The organism is Streptomyces sp. NPDC014907, assembly GCF_055562975.1.
Genome location: NZ_JBVHEG010000014.1, coordinates 46,460 through 64,698 on the forward strand (window position 1 = coordinate 46,460; position 18,239 = coordinate 64,698).

13 protein-coding genes are annotated in these 18,239 nt (G+C 68.6%); 4 read left to right on the forward strand and 9 right to left on the reverse strand.

Going from position 1 to position 18,239, the window contains the following annotated elements; translation table 11 throughout:
• Positions 1–44: 44 nt before the first annotated feature.
• The 6 genes from ACZ3IL_RS26825 to ngcE all read right to left on the reverse strand — a co-directional run bounded on the left by ACZ3IL_RS26825 (position 45) and on the right by ngcE (position 7,128).
• Entirely contained in the window at positions 45–824 is a 780-nt protein-coding gene (locus tag ACZ3IL_RS26825; protein ID WP_388696649.1) for an ATP-binding cassette domain-containing protein, read from the reverse strand.
• Between the two features lie 283 nt (positions 825–1,107).
• The gene (locus ACZ3IL_RS26830; RefSeq protein ID WP_467394307.1) at positions 1,108–2,172 is read right to left on the reverse strand and encodes a substrate-binding domain-containing protein; all 1,065 of its coding nucleotides are present in this window, start codon (positions 2,170–2,172) and stop codon (positions 1,108–1,110) included.
• A gap of 122 nt (positions 2,173–2,294) precedes the next feature.
• Complete coding sequence (locus ACZ3IL_RS26835; protein ID WP_467394419.1) at positions 2,295–3,506, reverse strand: ROK family transcriptional regulator; 1,212 nt, start codon at positions 3,504–3,506, stop codon at positions 2,295–2,297.
• Between the two features lie 204 nt (positions 3,507–3,710).
• The gene (locus ACZ3IL_RS26840; protein ID WP_467394309.1) at positions 3,711–4,652 is read right to left on the reverse strand and encodes a carbohydrate ABC transporter permease; all 942 of its coding nucleotides are present in this window, start codon (positions 4,650–4,652) and stop codon (positions 3,711–3,713) included.
• Positions 4,652–5,581: a carbohydrate ABC transporter permease gene (locus tag ACZ3IL_RS26845; RefSeq protein WP_467394311.1), complete on the reverse strand. Its 930-nt coding sequence runs from the start codon at positions 5,579–5,581 to the stop codon at positions 4,652–4,654. Before ACZ3IL_RS26845 ends, ACZ3IL_RS26840 begins: the two co-directional genes overlap by 1 nt.
• 101 nt (positions 5,582–5,682) lie before the next feature.
• Complete coding sequence (ngcE, locus tag ACZ3IL_RS26850; protein WP_467394313.1) at positions 5,683–7,128, reverse strand: N-acetylglucosamine/diacetylchitobiose ABC transporter substrate-binding protein; 1,446 nt, start codon at positions 7,126–7,128, stop codon at positions 5,683–5,685.
• A gap of 561 nt (positions 7,129–7,689) precedes the next feature.
• Here ngcE and ACZ3IL_RS26855 point away from each other — a divergent pair.
• Positions 7,690–8,607: an FG-GAP repeat domain-containing protein gene (locus ACZ3IL_RS26855; RefSeq protein WP_467394315.1), complete on the forward strand. Its 918-nt coding sequence runs from the start codon at positions 7,690–7,692 to the stop codon at positions 8,605–8,607.
• A gap of 113 nt (positions 8,608–8,720) precedes the next feature.
• On the opposite strand, the gene acnA is transcribed toward ACZ3IL_RS26855, so the two are convergent.
• Positions 8,721–11,435, reverse strand: a complete 2,715-nt coding sequence (acnA, locus tag ACZ3IL_RS26860) for an aconitate hydratase AcnA (protein ID WP_467394317.1) — start codon at positions 11,433–11,435, stop codon at positions 8,721–8,723.
• Positions 11,436–11,976: 541 nt separating this feature from the next.
• On the opposite strand from acnA, the gene ACZ3IL_RS26865 reads away from it, so the two are divergent.
• A complete protein-coding gene (locus ACZ3IL_RS26865) occupies positions 11,977–12,333 on the forward strand; it encodes a VOC family protein (RefSeq protein WP_467394319.1) in 357 nt (118 codons plus the stop codon).
• A 51-nt stretch (positions 12,334–12,384) separates the two neighbouring features.
• Positions 12,385–13,914 (forward strand): helix-turn-helix domain-containing protein, encoded by a 1,530-nt coding sequence (locus ACZ3IL_RS26870; protein ID WP_467394321.1) that lies wholly within the window; start codon positions 12,385–12,387, stop codon positions 13,912–13,914.
• 265 nt (positions 13,915–14,179) lie between these two features.
• Here ACZ3IL_RS26870 and ACZ3IL_RS26875 read toward each other — a convergent pair whose 3' ends face one another.
• Together ACZ3IL_RS26875 and ACZ3IL_RS26880 are read right to left on the reverse strand one after the other, a co-directional pair.
• Complete coding sequence (locus ACZ3IL_RS26875) at positions 14,180–15,433, reverse strand: McrC family protein (protein ID WP_467394323.1); 1,254 nt, start codon at positions 15,431–15,433, stop codon at positions 14,180–14,182.
• The gene (locus ACZ3IL_RS26880; protein ID WP_467394325.1) at positions 15,430–17,283 is read right to left on the reverse strand and encodes a DUF4357 domain-containing protein; all 1,854 of its coding nucleotides are present in this window, start codon (positions 17,281–17,283) and stop codon (positions 15,430–15,432) included. The genes ACZ3IL_RS26875 and ACZ3IL_RS26880 overlap by 4 nt, the downstream gene beginning before the upstream one ends.
• A 148-nt stretch (positions 17,284–17,431) precedes the next feature.
• On the opposite strand from ACZ3IL_RS26880, the gene ACZ3IL_RS26885 reads away from it, so the two are divergent.
• On the forward strand, positions 17,432–18,163 hold the full coding sequence (locus tag ACZ3IL_RS26885) for a hypothetical protein (RefSeq protein ID WP_467394327.1): 732 nt from the start codon (positions 17,432–17,434) through the stop codon (positions 18,161–18,163).
• Positions 18,164–18,239: the final 76 nt, after the last annotated feature.

Consider the following 18,239-nt stretch of genomic DNA (forward strand, 5'->3'; position numbering starts at 1 on the left):
CGCGGCCGGGTCGCTCGCGGGCTGCGAGGCCTGCGGGGACTTGCTCACTTCGCTACCTCCGCGTTGCGGGCCTGGCGACGGGTCACGGCGTTGTCCGTGGCACCGGTGATCGCGGCGATGATCTCTTCGTGGGTGGTGGTGGCGACCGGGAAGGTGCCGTTGTTGCGGCCCAGGCGCAGGACGGCCACGGTGTCCGCGACGGCCTTCACGTCGGCCATGTTGTGGCTGATGAGGATGACGCCGAGGCCCTGCTCGCGCAGCCGCTCGACCAGGTCGAGGACCTGGGCGGTCTGCTCGACGCCGAGGGCGGCGGTCGGCTCGTCGAGGATCACGATCTTGGGGTCGCCGACCAGCGCGCGGGCGATGGCGACGACCTGCCGCTGACCGCCGGAGAGGGCGGCGACGGGGATGCGGACGCTGGGGATGCGGATGGAGAGGGTGGAGAGGAGGTCCTTCGCGCGCTTCTCCATGGCGACCTCGTCGAGGACGCCGCCCTTCTTGATCTCGCGGCCGAGGAACAGGTTGGCGACGACGTCGAGGTTGTCGCAGAGCGCGAGGTCCTGGTAGACGGTCGCGACGCCGAGGCTCTGGGAGTCCTGCGGGCGGGAGATCTCGACCTGCCGGCCCTCCCACTCGATGACGCCCTCGTCGATGGGGTGCACGCCGGCGATCGTCTTGACCAGCGTGGACTTTCCCGCTCCGTTGTCGCCGACGAGCGCGACGACCTCACCTGCGTGGACTTCGAGATCGACACCGGAGAGGACCTGGACCGCTCCGAATCGCTTGAAGATCCCGCGCAACGCCAGCACGGGCGTCTGGGACACGTGAACCAACTCCTTCGCCGCCCGCGGGCGGCGGCATGTCGCGCCGCCGGTGCAGCGCCAAAGTTCGAGGGGGGGGTGAGCCCGTCCGGTCCCGGGCCGACAGCGGGGTCTGGGTCGGCCGGGGACCGGACGGGTCGAAGGGGACGGACGCGGACGCGCGCCGGCCGTACGCGGGCTTCACCCTCTGTACGCGGGCGGGGTTCCGGCGCCCCTCACGGGAGGGGCGGCCGGGTCCGTGGTCCGTGGCGCCGGGCCCGGGGGCCCGGCGGGTTCGTGCCGGGGCCTACTTGACGCCCAGCTCGGTGCACTTGGCGGCGAGGTCCGCGGTGCAGAGGTCGGCGGCCTTGTAGATGCCGTCCTTGACGACCGTGGTCTGGATGTTGGTCTTGTCGACCACGACCGGCGGGAAGAGCGTGGACGGCACGCCGTCGGTCGTGCCCTGGGCGCCGAGGTCCTTGCCCTTGAGGAGGTTCACCGCGAACTTGGCGGCCTCGGGGGCGAGCTGGAGCGGCGACTTGTAGATGGTGAAGGTCTGCGAACCGGCGATGATGCGCTGGACGCCCGCGACCTCGGCGTCCTGGCCGCCGACCGGGATGCCCTTGACGCCGGCGTTCTCCAGGGAGGTGATGATGCCGCCGGCCATGCCGTCGTTGGCGGAGTAGACGGCGCCGATCTTGTCCTTGCCGACCGAGGAGATCGCGGCGGACATCTTCTCGCCCGCGATCTTCGGGTCCCACTCGCCGGAGGCCTCGTAGGCGATCTTGCCGACCTTGCCGTCGAGGGCGGTGTGGGCGCCCTTCTTGAACAGGGCGGCGTTCGGGTCCTTCTCGTCGCCGTTGATCATCACGACGTTGGCGGTGGCGGCCTTCGCGCCGAGCGCGGCCAGCAGGGCCTGGCCCTGGAGCTCGCCGACCTTGTTGTTGTCGTGGCTGACGTAGGCGTCGGCGCCCGGGATCGCGCGGTCGTACGCGACGACCTTGACGCCCTTGGCCTTCGCGTCCTTGACCCAGCCCTCGGCCTTGGCGGCGTCCACCGGGTCCAGGGCGATGACCTTGATGCCGTCGGCGATGAACTGGTCGAACTGCTGCTTCTGCTTGACGACGTCGGAGACCGCGTTGTTGTAGACGACCTCGCAGTCGCCGCACGCGGCCTTGACGGCCTTCTCGAACTGGGGCTTGTCCAGGGCCTCGTAGCGCGAGGTCTTGTTCTCGGGAAGGAGCAGGCCGATCTTGGTCGTGCTGCCCTTGTCTCCGCTGTCGCCGCCGCCGGCCTGGCCGCAGGCGGCGAGCGAGAGGGCCATCGAGACCGCGGCCGTGGCTATGACGGCACGACGCGTCACTGCGTTCATGTGGGGTTGCCTCCCTGACGAGGCCGCGACGTTGCGGCCGAGGTTGCACGAAGTCAACTCGGCCGCAACGTTGACGTCAAGAAGTAAATTCTTAACGAGATGACAACGGTAGTGTTCGTTATCTAAGTGAAGGCAAGGCGGGAGGCCGGGGCCGCCGCGGGCAGGGCGCTCTCCAGCAGGGTCGAATCGCCCATCTCGCTCAGGACGAGGGCGAGGGCGCCGAGCACCTCGGCGCGTCCCCCGAGCGCTCCCTGGGCCAGCGAGAGCTGCCGGGCGGCGCTGGGGATGGCGTAGCGCGAGACGGAGTCCCTGATGGGCGCGAGGACCAGCTCGCCCGCCTCGGCGAGGTCGCCGCCGAGCACCACCCGGCTGGGGTTGAGGAGGTTGCAGAGGTTGGCGACGCCGCTGCCGATGTGCCGCCCGACGTCCGCGATCACCCGGCGGCAGCCGGGGTCGCCCTCCCGGGCCAGCTGGACGACCCGCTCCATGGTCAGGTCGGGCCCGTGGCTCGGCCGGAGCAGCGGAAGGACGTAGCGGGCGGCCGTGAAGGTCTCCAGGCAGCCCCGGTTGCCGCAGCGGCAGACCGGCCCCGACTCGTCCAGGGTGATGTGCCCGATCTCCCCCGCGGTGCCGCCGGGGCCCCGGTAGACCCGTCCGTCGATGACGAGGCCGGCGCCGACGCCGCTGGCCACCTTGATGTACGCCAGGTCCTTGACGCCCCGGCCGCCGCCCCAGACCAGCTCGCCGAGCGCGCCGAGGTTGGCGTCGTTGTCGACGTGCACGGGGACCCCGAGGCGGCCCGAGAGCTCCTCGGCGGGGTTGATGCCGCTCCACCCCGGCAGGATCGACGTCGATCCGAGGGTGCCGGAGGAGACGTCGATCGGGCCCGGTACGCCGAGGCCGACGCCGATCACCTTGTCCGGGCCGATCCCGGTGGTCAGGACGAGCCGCTTGACCAGCTGTTCCGCCCGGTCGAAGCCCTCGGCGGCGGAGGCGTCGACGTCGAGCGGCTCGGCCTCCTCGGCGAGCACCTGGTGGGCCAGGTTGCCCACGGCGACCCGGAGGTGGGTGTGGCCGAAGTCGACCCCGATCACGATGCCGGCGTCGCCGGAGAGCGAGACGCTGCGGGCCCGGCGGCCCCCGGCGGAGGTGGGCGTGACCTCGACGGTGCCGCCGTCCTTCAGCTCCCGCACGATGTTGGAGACCGTGGCGGCGGAGAGGCCCGTCGCCCGGGCGATCTCCGCCTGGGTGAGCGAGCCGGCCATGCGCACCGCCCGGACGACCCGTTCGAGATTGGCCCTGTGCAGAGAAGTCTGCGACCCCGGAGTCTCCATCGACTCACTCACTCCCACCGTTTTCTCCAACATGTGAACTCTAAGGGGACGCTTTCGGCTTGCTCCCCGTCAAGACCTTGAGTCTCGGAGGTGCGGTTCACCCGGTGTCTCCGGCCGGTTTCCCGGCGCGTCGCACGACCGAGGGGCCCCCGGCGTACCGGGGGCCCCTCGGAGGCGGCGGCGGGGCCGGAACGGCCCCGGGGGTCACTTCACGGCACCGGCGGTCAGGCCGGCCACCACCTGCCGCTGGAAGATGATGTAGGCGGCGAGGACCGGGAGCATCGCCATCACCAGGCCGGCGAAGAGACCGGACCAGTCGCCCTTGTAGCCCTGGCTGACCGCGAGCTGCACCAGGCCCTGCGAGAGCACCTTCTGTTCCGGCTCGGTGTTGAGCACGGTCGGCAGCAGGTACTGGTTCCACTGCCCGAGGAAGTTGAAGATGCCGACGCTGATGAGGCCGGGCCGGGCCATCGGCAGCATCACCTGGAAGAAGGTGCGGGTGTGCGAGGCGCCGTCCACGAACGCCGCCTCCGCCACCGAGGTCGGCAGGGTGCGGAAGAAGGCGGTGAGGAAGAAGACGGTGAAGGGCAGCGAGTACGCGATGTAGACGAGGATCAGGCCGTGCAGCGTGTTGAGCAGGGCCATGTTCTGCATCACGTAGAACAGCGGCACGAGCGCCAGGATGATCGGGAAGCTCATCCCCCCGATGAAGAGGAAGTAGATGAAGCGGTTGCCCGGGAACTCGAAGCGGGCCAGGACGTAGGCCGCCATCGAGCCGAGGAGCAGGGTGCCGAACAGCGAGCCGCCGACCACCAGGAGGGTGTTCAGGAAGTAGTCGCTCATGTGCGCCTCGGTCCAGGCGCGCGACCAGTTCTCGAAGTGCAGCCCGTCGGGCAGCGACCAGGGCGAGGTGAAGATCGCCTTGTCGGTCTTGAAGGAGGTCATGACCGCCCAGAGCAGCGGCATGACGACCATGATCGCCCAGATGATCAGGACGCCGTGCGAGAAGACGTTGAGGACCCCGCCCTCGCCCCGGGATTTCCCCCGGGGGCCGGCGGCCGTGGTCTTGGTGACGGCGGTCCCGGGGCCCGCCGGGTGGCCGGGGGTCCGGTCGGGACCGGTGGTGGCAGTGTCGGTCGTCTTCATCAGAACTCCAGCCGCTCACGCCGGCCCAGCTTCATCACGACGGCCGCGAAGGCCAGCGTGACGACGAGGAGGGCGACGCCGATGGTCGTGGCGTAGGCGGCCTGACCGTCCCGGAACGCCTTCTGGTACACGTACAACGGAAGGACGATGGTCGAGTAGTCGGGACCGCCGCCGCTGGGGCCGACGGTCATGATCTGGACCACGGCGAAGGACTCCGCGCCGAGCGCCAGGATGCCCATGTAGATCCACCCGGACTGCACGGTGTCCCAGAGCAGCGGCAGGGTGATCCTGAAGAAGGTGGTGAAGCGGTTCGCGCCGTCGAGCAGCGCCGCCTCGTAGAAGTCCCTCGGAATGGACGCCATGCCGGCCGAGAAGAGGACCACGAAGAAGCCGACGGTGGACCAGACGAGGACGACCATCACGCAGATGAGGGCGAGGTCCGGGTCGCCGAGCCAGTCCGGCTGGACGTCGCCGAGCCCGATGCCCTTCAGGAAGGAGTTGATGGCTCCGCTGTTCGGGTTGTACGCGAACTGGAAGAGCAGCGCGACGATCGCGATCGACAACACCTGCGGGAAGAAATAGACGATCTTGTAGAAGGAGGAACCGCGCACGCCCGCGATGGCCGCGCCCTTGCGGCGCCGACCGCCGACATTGAGCATGAACGCGAAGAACAGCGCGAGACCGACCGTCACGAGCGGCAGCACCACCGCGAAGGTCAGGCTGTGCTGGAGCGATTTCCAGAAGACCTCGTCGTCCAGCATCCTGCTGTAGTTGCCGAATCCGATCATTCCGAATTCGGGACTCAGTCCGGTCCAGTCCGTGAAGGAGTAGTAGATGGACTGGATGAACGGCCAGACGACGAACAGCGCGTAGAGCGCGAGGGGGGCCGCCAGGAACCCCACGATGAAACGGTACTTGCCGTGTTGCATTTCCTACCGACCCCGATCTTCCCGCGGAGGCGCGCCGCTGGTGTGGCGCGCGAAGAGCCCGGGGCCCGCTCCCGGTCGGCGGGAAGGGGCCCCGGCAGTGGTCACTGGTGCTTGTAGTGCTTGATGCTCGAGTCCTTGGCCGCCTCGTCGGCGAACTTCTGGATCTTCTTGATCGTCTCGGCGGGGGTGGCGCGCCCGGCCATCATCTCGCCGATGCCGGCGACGCCGATCTTCTCCTTCTGGAGGGCGACGTACCAGTCCTGGAGGCGCGGGTTGACGACGTTCTGGCCGGCCTTCTCCAGGGCGGCGACACCGGACTTGAGGCCCGGGGTCAGCTCGATGCCGTCGGTGCCGCCGTTGTAGGCCGACAGGGACTTCACCGACTGGGTGAAGTTCTTGGAGGAGGCCTCGCTGAGCATGATGCGCAGCTGCTCCATGCCGCCTTCCGCGTTCTTCGCCTTGGCCGGGACGACGAAGGGCTCGCCGCCGGACGCCCAGATGGTGCCGAAGGGCATCTTGTCGGAGGCGTCGAGGCCGGTCGGGGCGGAGACGGCCAGGTTGAAGTCGGCCGGCATGGTCTTCGCGGCCTCGTTCTCGACCCAGGAGCCGTTCGGGATGAACAGCGCCTTGCCCTCGGTCCAGGCGGTCTGCGACTGGATGTGGTCGAGGCCGGGGGTGCCCTTGAGGATGTACCCCTTGCGGACGAGCTCGTAGTACGCCTCGAAGCACGCCTTGACGGCGGGGTGCTCCCAGGCCTTGGGCTCCAGGTTGTCGATGGCGTCCAGGACCTCGCGGCCGCCGACCTTGCCGATCATCGGGTAGAGCGAGAAGGGCACGTAGTAGGGGTGCTTGCCCGCGTACGTCCAGCCGGCGATGCCCTTCCTCTTGGCCTTCTCGCAGACGGCCAGCATCTCGTCCCAGGTCTCCGGGTACTTGGCGTCGAGCGAGTCGAGCAGCTTCTGCGAGTACCAGACGCCGTAGACCGTGTAGGCGTAGTACAGGATCCAGACCTGCTCGCCGTCGAACCTGCCCATCTCGACGATGCCGGGCCGCAGGGTGTCGCGGACCTTCTTCTTCGGGTCGTCGACGGAGGGCGCGTCGAGGAGGGGGGTGAGGTCCGCGAGCTGCTTCTGGCCGACGAGGACGCCCATGTCCATCTGCTCGGCGCCGGAGTTGTCGATGAGGTCCGGCGGGGTGCCGCCGTTGAAGCGCGGCTGCAGGGTGGTGGTGATCTTCTGGGTCGGGGTGAACTTGACCTTCGCCTTGGGGTAATTGGTCTCGTAGACCTTGATCGCGTCCTTGGCGTACTGCTGTCCGAATCCGCCGTCGAAGAGGACGAAGTCGAGCGGGGCCGAATCGTTCACGCCGAGGGGGTTCTTGTCGGACTTCGTCCCCTTCTCGACCTTTCCGTTGCCACCACTGTCACTGCTCGCACAGGCGGACAGGAAGCCCATGGTCGGTACGGAGATCAGACCGATAGCGGCGGAACGCTTGATCAGATCGCGACGGCCAAGGCCCTCATTGGTCTGTGCGGAGGTGGATCCCATGCTCAAGTCCTCGCCTTCATTCAGGACTCAGGCGGTGTACCGGTCGCCCGTTCTCACTCGCCTCAGGCGAAGGGCCCCGCCACCGCGGTCATTTGCAGCCGGGTCGTGCACGCGTCGGGCCGTCGTCTGTGAATACGACTGGCTGGACGCCGACAGGTATAGTCCACTTCCCTTCGCCTGAGCAAGATCGAAAGCAGGTTTCGGCAGCCATCTTTCCCGAGTTGAGACCTGCGGGATGACCAGGCCGGATCTGCGGCGTTTCGTCCAACCATCCGTCGGCGGACACCCTTGACACCGGACCGGCCGTGCCCGTACTGGAGGCCGTCCGCGAAGCCGGTGACGCCGGGTCACGCCACGTCCGGACATATGGGGGACAAACATCCGGACGGCCAAGGGGACGAACCGGATATATGACCGGGACGGAAACAGCTGTGTCACAAACCCGTCGACAGGTGAAGATCCCGTGAGGAAGATACGAGATCATAGGGGTCCCGCCCGCGCCTTCCTCGCGACGGACGCGCGGCGGGGATCGTCTTTTTCCACTCGGATCTGGAGTACTACGTGGCCAACTTTTCTGGCCTGAACCGTGCGGGCGCACTGTCCCGCGTCACGGTCGCGGCGATAACCGCCGCTCTCGTCGGCACCACCACGGCCGCCGTCGCGGCCGACGCGCCGCAGCCCGCCCGCTCCGCCTCGGCGGTCCAGCAGGCGGCGCCGAAGGCGAGCACGTTCGCCGCGTCCAACGCCTCCGCCGTCGCCGACGGCGAGCTGCGCGGCGTGGACAAGTCGGGCTTCATGTACGCGTACCTGCCGAACGGCACCGGCGGCTTCGGCGACCGCCAGTACGTCGGCAGCGGCTGGCAGTACACCGCCCACCTCACCATGGCGGACCAGAACGGCGACGGCGAGACCGACGGCGCCTGGGACGTCACCGGCGGCCGTCTGTCCTACACCGCCTGGGGCCAGGAGGAGATCTCCCTCGGCGCCGGCTGGGGCGTCTTCAACAAGGTCGTCTCCGTGGGCAACCTCGGCGGTGCGATCGCGGACGACCTGCTCGCCCGGGACGCCTCCGGCAACCTGTACCTGTACCTCGGGTACGGCAACGGCAAGCTCGCCCCGCGCGTCAAGGTCGGCACCGGCTGGGGCGGCATGAACCAGATCACCGGCAAGGGTGACCTGAACAACGACGGCAAGAACGACCTGGTCGCCCGCGACGGCGCCGGCAACCTGTGGGTGTACCCGGGCACGGGCAACTACTCGAAGCCGTTCGGCAACCGCTACCAGGCCGGCAGCGGCTGGAACAGCCTGCCCACCTTCGTCTCCAGCGGCGACGTCGACTACGACGGCGTCACCGACCTGGTCGCCCGTGACTCCGCGGGCGTGCTGTGGCTGTACCCGGGCACGGGCTCCAAGACGCCCGCGTTCAAGCCCCGCAAGAAGATCGGCACGGGCTGGAACACCTACCGTCTGATCTTCTGACGGTTCCGGCGTCCCTGACGCCCCGTGCCCCGGCGGCACGGCCGTGAGAGAACCGAACGGGCCCCGCTCCTCTTCCGAGGAGCGGGGCCCGCTTCGTGCCGGGGTTCCGGGCGTCAGCCGCGGATCAGGTTCCGCAGCACGTACTGCATGATGCCGCCGTTGCGGTAATAGTCCGCCTCGCCGGGCGTGTCGATGCGGACGACCGCGTCGAACTCGACACCGGTGTCGGTGGTGACCTTGACCGTGCGCGGCGTGGTGCCGTTGTTCAGCTCCTCGACGCCGGTGAAGGAGAAGGTCTCCTCGCCGGTCAGACCGAGGCTCTGGGCGGACTGGCCCTCCGGGAACTGGAGCGGCAGGACGCCCATGCCGATGAGGTTCGAGCGGTGGATGCGCTCGTACGACTCGGCGACGACGACCTTGACGCCCAGGAGCGCGGTGCCCTTGGCGGCCCAGTCGCGGGACGAGCCGGAGCCGTACTCCTTGCCCGCGAGGATCGTGAGCGGGACGCCCCGCTCGATGTAGTTGCGGGAGGCGTCGTAGATGAACGACACCGGACCGCCGTCCTGCGTGAAGTCGCGGGTGTAGCCGCCCTCGGTGCCCGGCGCGATCTGGTTGCGCAGGCGGATGTTGGCGAAGGTGCCGCGGATCATGACCTCGTGGTTGCCGCGGCGCGAGCCGTAGGAGTTGAAGTCGCGGCGCTCCACACCGTGCTCGGTGAGGTACTTGCCGGCCGGGGTGTCGGCCTTGATGGCACCGGCCGGGGAGATGTGGTCGGTGGTGACCGAGTCGCCCAGCTTGGCCAGGACGCGGGCACCGGTGATGTCGGTGACCGGCGTGGTCTCCATCGTCATGCCCTCGAAGTACGGGGGCTTGCGGACGTAGGTGGACTCGGCGTCCCACTCGAAGGTGTCGCCGGTCGGGATCGACAGGGCCTGCCACTGGGCGTCGCCCGCGAAGACGTCCTGGTAGGACTTGTTGAACATGTCCTCACCGATGGCGTTGGCGACGACGTCGTTGACCTCGGCCTCGGTCGGCCAGATGTCGGCCAGGTACACCGGCTTGCCGTCCTGGTCCACGCCCAGGGCGTCCTTGGTGATGTCCACCTTCATGGAGCCCGCGAGGGCGTACGCGACGACCAGCGGCGGGGAGGCCAGGTAGTTCATCTTGACGTCGGGGTTGATGCGGCCCTCGAAGTTCCGGTTGCCGGAGAGGACCGAGGTGACCGCGAGGTCGTGCTCGTTGACGGCCTTGGAGACCTCCTCCGGCAGCGGGCCGGAGTTGCCGATGCAGGTGGTGCAGCCGTAGCCGACGAGGTTGAAGCCGACCTTGTCGAGGTACGGGGTGAGGCCCGCCTTGTCGAAGTAGTCGGTGACGACCTTCGAGCCCGGGGCGAGGGTGGTCTTGACCCACGGCTTGCGGGTCAGGCCCTTCTCCACGGCCTTCTTCGCGACGAGCGCGGCGGCGACCATGACGTACGGGTTCGAGGTGTTGGTGCAGGAGGTGATCGCGGCGACGGTGACGGCGCCGTGGTCGAGGGTGTAGGTGGTGCCGTCGGGGGCGGTCACCTCGACCGGGTTCGACGGGGCGGTGCTGGCGACGGCCGGGGCGTCGGAGGCCGGGAAGGACTCCTTGCCCGCCTCGTCGACGCAGTCCACGTAGTTGCGGACGTCCTGCTTGAACTGCTCGGCGGCGTCGGCGAGGACGATGCGGTCCTGCGGGCGCTTCGGGCCGGCGATGGACGGGACGACCGTGGAGAGGTCGAGCTCCAGCTTCTCGGAGAAGTCGGGCTCGGCGGCCGGGTCGAGCCAGAGGCCCTGCTCCTTGGCGTACGCCTCGACGAGCGCGACCTGCTGCTCGGAGCGGCCGGTGAGCCTGAGGTACTTCAGGGTCTCGTCGTCGATCGGGAAGATCGCGGCGGTGGAACCGAACTCCGGCGACATGTTGCCGATGGTGGCGCGGTTCGCGAGGGAGGTGGCGGCGACGCCCTCGCCGTAGAACTCGACGAACTTGCCGACGACGCCGTGCTTGCGCAGCATCTCGGTGATCGTGAGGACGAGGTCGGTGGCGGTGGTGCCGGCCGGGAGCTCGCCGGTCAGCTTGAAGCCGACGACGCGCGGGATGAGCATGGAGACCGGCTGGCCGAGCATCGCGGCCTCGGCCTCGATGCCGCCGACGCCCCAGCCGAGCACGCCGAGGCCGTTGACCATGGTGGTGTGCGAGTCGGTGCCGACGAGGGTGTCGGGGTACGCCTGGCCGTTGCGGACCATGACCGTGCGGGCCAGGTGCTCGATGTTCACCTGGTGGACGATGCCGGTGCCGGGCGGGACGACCTTGAAGTCGTCGAAGGCGGTCTGGCCCCAGCGCAGGAACTGGTAGCGCTCCTTGTTGCGGCCGTACTCCAGCTCGACGTTCTGGCCGAACGCCTCCTTGGTGCCGAACTTGTCGGCGATGACCGAGTGGTCGATGACCAGCTCGGCCGGGGAGAGCGGGTTGACCTTCGCCGGGTCGCCGCCGAGCTCCTTGACGGCCTCGCGCATGGTGGCGAGGTCGACGACGCAGGGCACACCGGTGAAGTCCTGCATGATCACGCGGGCGGGCGTGAACTGGATCTCCTGGCTCGGCTGAGCCTGCGAGTCCCAGCCGCCGAGGGCCCGGATGTGGTCGGCGGTGATGTTCGCGCCGTCCTCGGTGCGGAGCAGGTTCTCCAGGAGGACCTTCAGGCTGTAAGGGAGGCGCGCGGAGCCCTCGACCTTGTCCAGCTTGAAGATCTCGTACGACTCGTCGCCCACGCGCAGCGTGCTGCGGGCGTCGAAGCTGTTCGCCGACACGACAGTCTCCTTCATCAATGTGCGCGTACTACCGTCATACTGCCGCCACGACCCCTCGTGAATCCGTTAAGGTAAGACTTAGTTAGGTAACCCTTACCAGCCGGGCGGCCACGGTGCGCCGTAAGCAGTTATCTCGATGTCGAGATAACTCTAGTGCATCCCCGCCGTTCGGTCATGCCCGGACGCCCGCGACCGCCGCCGAAGCACGCGACGGCGCGGTTCGGGGACGCTTCTCGGCGGTGCGGTCGCGTCGGTGGTGCGGCCGCGCCGGCGGTACGGCCGCGTCGGCGATCGCGTGGTGGGCGCCACTCCCCGGGCCGGTGCCGAGCACGCCGCCGAGCCGGCCTCCCGTTCCGGAACCGCCGGTTCGGCCCCCCGGGTGTCCCGATCGCCCCGGTCACCCCGGTCGCGGCAGCGACCCCGACCCGCACGAACACGATCCCCACCCCCACGCACACGCCCCCACCCCCACGCACACGACCCCGCCCCGTACGGACGCGGCCCGGTGGCCGCTTCCGCGCGGGGCACCGAGGATCGGGGCATGTTCAGCGGCGTGCATGTGACCCTCTACACCCAGGACGCGGAGGCCGACCGCGACTTCCTCCGGGACGTCTTCGGCTTCGGACACGTGGACGCCGGGCGCGGCTGGCTCGTCTTCGGGCTGCCGCCGGCCGAGATCGTGGTGCTCCCCACGGAGGCCGGGCCGAGGCAGGAGATGTACTTCATGTGCGAGGACCTCACGCGCACCCTGACGGTCCTGGAGGACCGGGGCGCGGAGATCTCGCGGGCCATCAGCGACCAGGGGTGGGGCCTGCTCGCGGCCGTCCGGCTGCCGAGCGGGACCGAACTCCCCCTGTACGAACCGCGTCACCCGACCGCGCACGGCCTTTCACCCTGACGGTCCACCCCCGCTACGATCTTCATCTCATATCTGAGATAACGTGACGCCATGGCAGACGACTACCTCGTACGCATCGGCAAGCTCATCCGTGACGCCCGGCAGCACCGTGGTTGGACCCAGACGCAGCTCGCCGAAGCACTGGCCACGAGCCAGAGCGCCGTCAACCGCATCGAGCGCGGCAACCAGAACATCAGCCTTGAGATGATCGCCCGGATCGGCGAAGCCCTGGACAGCGAGATCGTGTCCCTGGGATACGCGGGCCCCATGCACCTCCGGGTCGTCGGCCGCCGCCGCCTCTCCGGTGCCATCGACGTCAAGACGAGCAAGAACGCCTGCGTCGCGCTGCTCTGCGCCTCGCTCCTCAACAAGGGCCGCACGGTCCTGCGGCGGGTCGCCCGCATCGAGGAGGTCTTCCGGCTCCTGGAGGTCCTCAACTCCATCGGCGTGCGCACCCGCTGGGTCAACGAGGGCGTGGACCTGGAGATCGTGCCGCCGGCGGAGCTGGACATGGAGTCCATCGACTCCGAGGCCGCCATCCGCACCCGCTCGATCATCATGTTCCTCGGCCCGCTGCTGCACCGCATGGACCGCTTCCGGCTGCCGTACGCCGGCGGCTGCGACCTCGGCACGCGCACGATCGAGCCGCACATGATCGCGCTGCGCCGCTTCGGCCTGGAGGTCACGGCCACCGAGGGCATCTACCACGCCCAGGTGGAGCGCTCGGTCTCCCCCGGCCGCCCGATCGTCCTGACCGAGCGCGGCGACACGGTCACCGAGAACGCGCTGCTCGCCGCCGCCCGGCACGACGGCGTGACCGTCATCCGCAACGCCTCCTCCAACTACATGGTCCAGGACCTCTGCTTCTTCCTGGAGGCCCTCGGCGTCCGGGTGGACGGCATCGGCACCACCACCCTGACCGTCCACGGCGTGCCGCAGATCGACGTGGACGTCGACTACTCCCCCTCCGAGGACCCGGTCGAGGCGATGAGCCTGCTGGCCGCCGCCGTGGTCACCGAGTCGGAGCTGACGATCCGCCGGGTCCCGATCGAGTTCATGGAGATCGAGCTCGCCGTCCTGGAGGAGATGGGCCTCGACCACGACCGCTCGGCCGAGTACTGCGCCGACAACGGCCGCACGCGCCTGGTCGACCTGACGGTCCGTCCCTCCAAGCTGGAGGCGCCGATCGACAAGATCCACCCGATGCCGTTCCCCGGCCTGAACATCGACAACGTCCCCTTCTTCGCGGCCATCGCGGCCACGGCGCAGGGCAAGACCCTGATCCACGACTGGGTCTACGACAACCGCGCGATCTACCTCACCGACCTCAACCGCCTCGGCGGCCGCCTCCAGCTCCTCGACCCGCACCGCGTCCTGGTCGAGGGCCCCACCCGCTGGCGCGCCGCCGAGATGATGTGCCCGCCGGCCCTGCGCCCCGCCGTGGTCGTCCTCCTCGCGATGATGGCCGCCGAGGGCACGTCGGTCCTCCGGAACGTGTACGTCATCAACAGGGGGTACGAGGACCTGGCGGAGCGGCTGAATTCGGTGGGGGCGCAGATCGAGATCTTCCGGGACATCTGACCGTCTTCAGCGGAAGCTTCACTAACCCCCTCCTGACCTGCATATATGCGGGCCAGGAGGGGATTCGCAGCGACTGTGGGACTTCTCTGGGACTTTGAGCCAGGCGGAGAAACTGTCGGCCTCTGGGGGCCCGGGAGCCAGCGTCGCCGATGCTCCGCGAGATGCGTCATGATAATCACGCAGAGCAGCCACCCAATCGGAGAAGACCCGGCTCAGCTGACCTTCGGGCACTCAGGGTGCACGGCCACACGTCACGATCAGCGGCTCAGGTATCCGAGGAACGCCCAGAGGACTGCCTTCCTGTACTCGACTTCGCTGATTCGTGAACCATGCGGCGGGTCAATGCGCCGATCTCGGCAAGCAGTCCCGCGGGCTGCTGGTCCAGGTCGATCGCATGCTGGTGGAGCACGGTCCCCGCGTGTCGCACGCGGTGGCTGGTGTGCGGAGCGCTGCCCTTCGCATACACCAGATGTCCCTCGGGCAGCCCGAGGGCCGTGCAGTAGGCCAGCATCTGGTACAGGTCCTCGTTCGGAAATCCCCGATTCCTGCGGGCCTTGTACTTGGCGTCGGCAACGACCATCGGCATGCCGGAGTCTCCGTACCAGACGAAGTCTGGTCTCAGGCGAATGGATTCACCTTCGTCCATGTGGATGTTCTGCGCCTGGAGGGCGCTCCTTCCTCCGTGGGTACGCATTGCCTCCCGCAGCGCCTTGCAGACGAAGTCCTCGTAGACGCCGTTCATGTCGAAGAGGAATCCGTCCATGCGCAGCCGGCCGGGCAGGTGCTCGGCCGACGATCCCTTCAGCACCACCTCTGCGAGGTGGAGCGCCGCGTGATAGCGGGTGTTGAGCCGTGTCGGTCGCCATGCGGGAGGTGCCTGCCCCGGCACGAGCGGTGTGATGTCGGCCAGCCGGGACCGCTGGTGGGTCAGGCGGGCACGTACGGCTCCGGGAACGTCCGGAAGGCGCAGCAGACGGTCGACGGCCCCGTGCAGGAGGCGGTTCTCGGCGATATCGGTGCTGAATTCGTCGAAGGTCACCTCCACGGGCAGCGACATCCCGAACCGGCGCCGGATCTGCTCGGCTTCGCGAAGCCGGCCCCGTACGACATGGGACGACTCCTCGGTGGTCCGATAGCCCTGGAGCAGGCCTTGCCGCAAGGCACGGTCGATCTGCCGCTCGACGAGGTGAGCGAGTGCCGGGAGCAACTCGTCATGTTCAGCCAGATCGACGCCGCCGTCCCGCCAGCCTCGCGGGTCGCTGCTATAGCCGATCAGGAAGAAGAGGCGAGCGACCGGCACCTTGGGGGTGATGCGCACCGTGACGCTCTCGCCGCCCGGTGCGGTGATCGCGACAGCTCCGACCTTGCTTCCTGCGCGCAGTCGCCAGGCGCCGGGTTCGTACGGGTCCGGCCCGGCCTCTTCGAGAACCTTCTCGGCGGCCAGTGCGCGGCCCACGGCATCCGGCAGACGCAAGGACCGTGCGGGCCCGTGCTCGACGAGCGAGACGACGGGCGTCACTCCGAGCCGGCCCCTTCACCCGGCTCCGGGGACGCTGCCCGCGATGCCAGCGCCTTGCGCAGCTCCGGCAGCCCGTAGCGGCCCTCGATGTCCATGTCGTCGCCGTAGTGGTGCTCCTCCAGCAGCGGGAGGATCTTGGTCCGCCATGTCCGCTCCAGTCCTCCCTCGCGGAAGACGCCGGGCTTCATCAGATACGAGGGCCCGATCTGGAAGTCCGGGTCGTCGATACGGGCGTTGAGGGCCTCCAGCAGGTCCGCGGGCTCGGAATCCCGCTCCGTGGCCTCCAGCCAGCTGCGCAGCAGCCCACGGGTCGGCTCGATTCGCGGGGACAGCTCGACGAAGGCGAACCGCCGGCGCATCGCCGCGTCCACGAGGGCGATCGAGCGGTCGGCCGTGTTCATGGTCCCGATGACGAAGAGGTTGCGCGGCAGGGAGAAGTCCTCGTCCGAGTAGGTCAGCCGAACCGACCGGTCCCGGTATTCAAGGAGGAAGTAGAGCTCGCCGAACACCTTGGCGAGATTGGCCCGGTTGATCTCATCGATGACCAGGAAGTGGGGGATGTGCCTGTTGCCCTCGCGGCGAGCCAGTTCGGCGAACTCCCGCAGGGGCCCGGCCGTGAGCCGGAAGGCGACCTCACGGGTCCTGGGGTCCTCGCGAGGGCGGAATCCTTCGAAGAAGTCCTCGTAGGAGTACGAAGGATGGAACTGAACGAGCTTGACCTGCTCCCGTCCACCACCGAAAAACTCGGCGAGCTCCTGCGCGAGGAAGGTCTTCCCGGTCCCCGGAGGACCGTAGAAGATCAGCTGCCGCTCGTCGTCGAGGAGTTGTCTGACGTCCTGCAGCCATTCCAGCGAGTGCACGTTGAGCTTCTTCCGCAACGCTTCGGCGGGCTCCGGAAGCTCCACGTCTCGGCGAACGGTGACGGCCAGAGGCTCGACACCGGGTGCGACCCCACTGTCCCGGGCTTCCTCCACGAGTTCCTCATCGCTGACCCCGAGGCCGTCGACGATGGCCTTGACCACGGTGAGGTCGACCACGTCGTGGCTCACTGACAACTTCTGCCGGAGTTCCTCGGGCAGCTCCTCCAGATCGAAGCCATCGCCACCCCACTCCACGGGGCGCCACAGAGTCCGGCTTCCGTCCTCGGCTGTGCGCTGTTCCACATTGCCCGTGATCTCACCGACGTACAGCCGACCGTCAGAGACCGCACACACCGTGTCACCCGGTCGCATCCTGGAGAAGAAAGCATGCAATTCCTCTGCGAGCTGCATCTTCTCGGTATACGACGCGGTCGACTCGTAGTCCTCGTCGACGAAGGTGCGCAGCTGGTCCTTGCTGACGCCTCGGGTGACGTCCGGACGCAGTCGAGCAGCGGCAAGGGACACCCTGCCGTCAGGAAGCCACACGCGTCGGAACAGGTCGGGCCCTACGGAATGGGGCCCACGCACCAGCCAAACCCGGCTGGGGCCCGACCAGACATGGTCGAGGAAGTCGGCAAGCGGTCGGCCGTCGGCCGTCTTCCACTCCATCCACCCGTTGCAGCTGCGGCCCACGAGGATGTCGCCCGCGGCGGACGGCGAGTTGCACTCCACGTCCTGCACGACTTCGAGCCATCCCGGCCGGGTGGTCGTCTCGCGTATCGCCCCCTCGGCGATGAGCTTTTCGCGCAGCCTGTGCGAGGACGGGGTCCGCACCGCGAACGACGGCACGACCTCCGGCCGCGCCGGGGATCCGGCGAGCACCATCATTTTCTGGCTGCCGTTGGTTCCCATCTCGGACAGGAGCCGACCCCTCGCGAACGGCCCGCCGTGCGGCAGACGCAGCTGGAACTCCGGGTACGAATCGGACATCGGTCTCCTCGGCCTCACGGGCGGACATGCAGGCATTGTGGGGCTCGCGTGATCCACTTCGGCGCTGCTGCGCACGTTTCCGGCCAACTCCGGCCTGTCGGTCATCAGGCATCCGGCCTCGCGTTGCCCCACCCTGTGGACGCCGTACATGATCTATGACGAGGACACCGTCACAGCAAGGGGGGATGCCGTGAGCGCCGGAACGTTCAACGGACCGACCAGACAGCGGCACGCCGAGGAGCCGCTCACGTCAATCTCGATTACGCCCTCGCACATAGCCGAGGTGATCGGCGGGTTCGAGGGTGATGCGCAGGCCATGGTGACGGCCGCCATCCACACGGCCGGACGTGCGTTCTCGGAGCTCGACGCTTGCGACGACGTCATCGACGGCGCCTCGGAGGCAGGCCGCGCCATCGCGGACCGGCTGAACGCCCGGCTCGCGGCAGAAGCCGACGAGGACGTCGCCTCGGAGTTGGACGCCCTGGAGGCCGTCTGCGCTCGGGTCCGCGACACGGACCGGACTCGCGTGCTGCTCAATCGCATCCTCGGGCGCGAGGAGCCGGCCAAGCGCGCTCTGCCGGCCGTCCGGCATCTCGCAGGAGTGGACCTGCCCGAGCTTCCCTCCTCATACAGCGACGAGGCGGGGTTCGACGACTTCGTGGCCATGGCCGCCCGAGAAGAGGAGCTGGCGCCACAACTGCGTGAGACCCATGCCAAGCGCCTCGGCGAGGTGGCCGCGCACCTGGTCCACGTGGTGGCACAAGTCGCGGCTGTGGGATTCGCCGACGAGGTCTTCGCCCGCGAGTCAGTCCGCGAGGCACGTGAGGCCCACCGGCTGTGGCAGCGCTGCCTGGCGGAACGCACACGACAGCTCGGCTAGCCGAGGCTCGCCCCTCCCTCACAGCGACGTACCACTTCCGGCTCGGGGGAACAGGCAGTCCTTGCTCCGCCGGTAC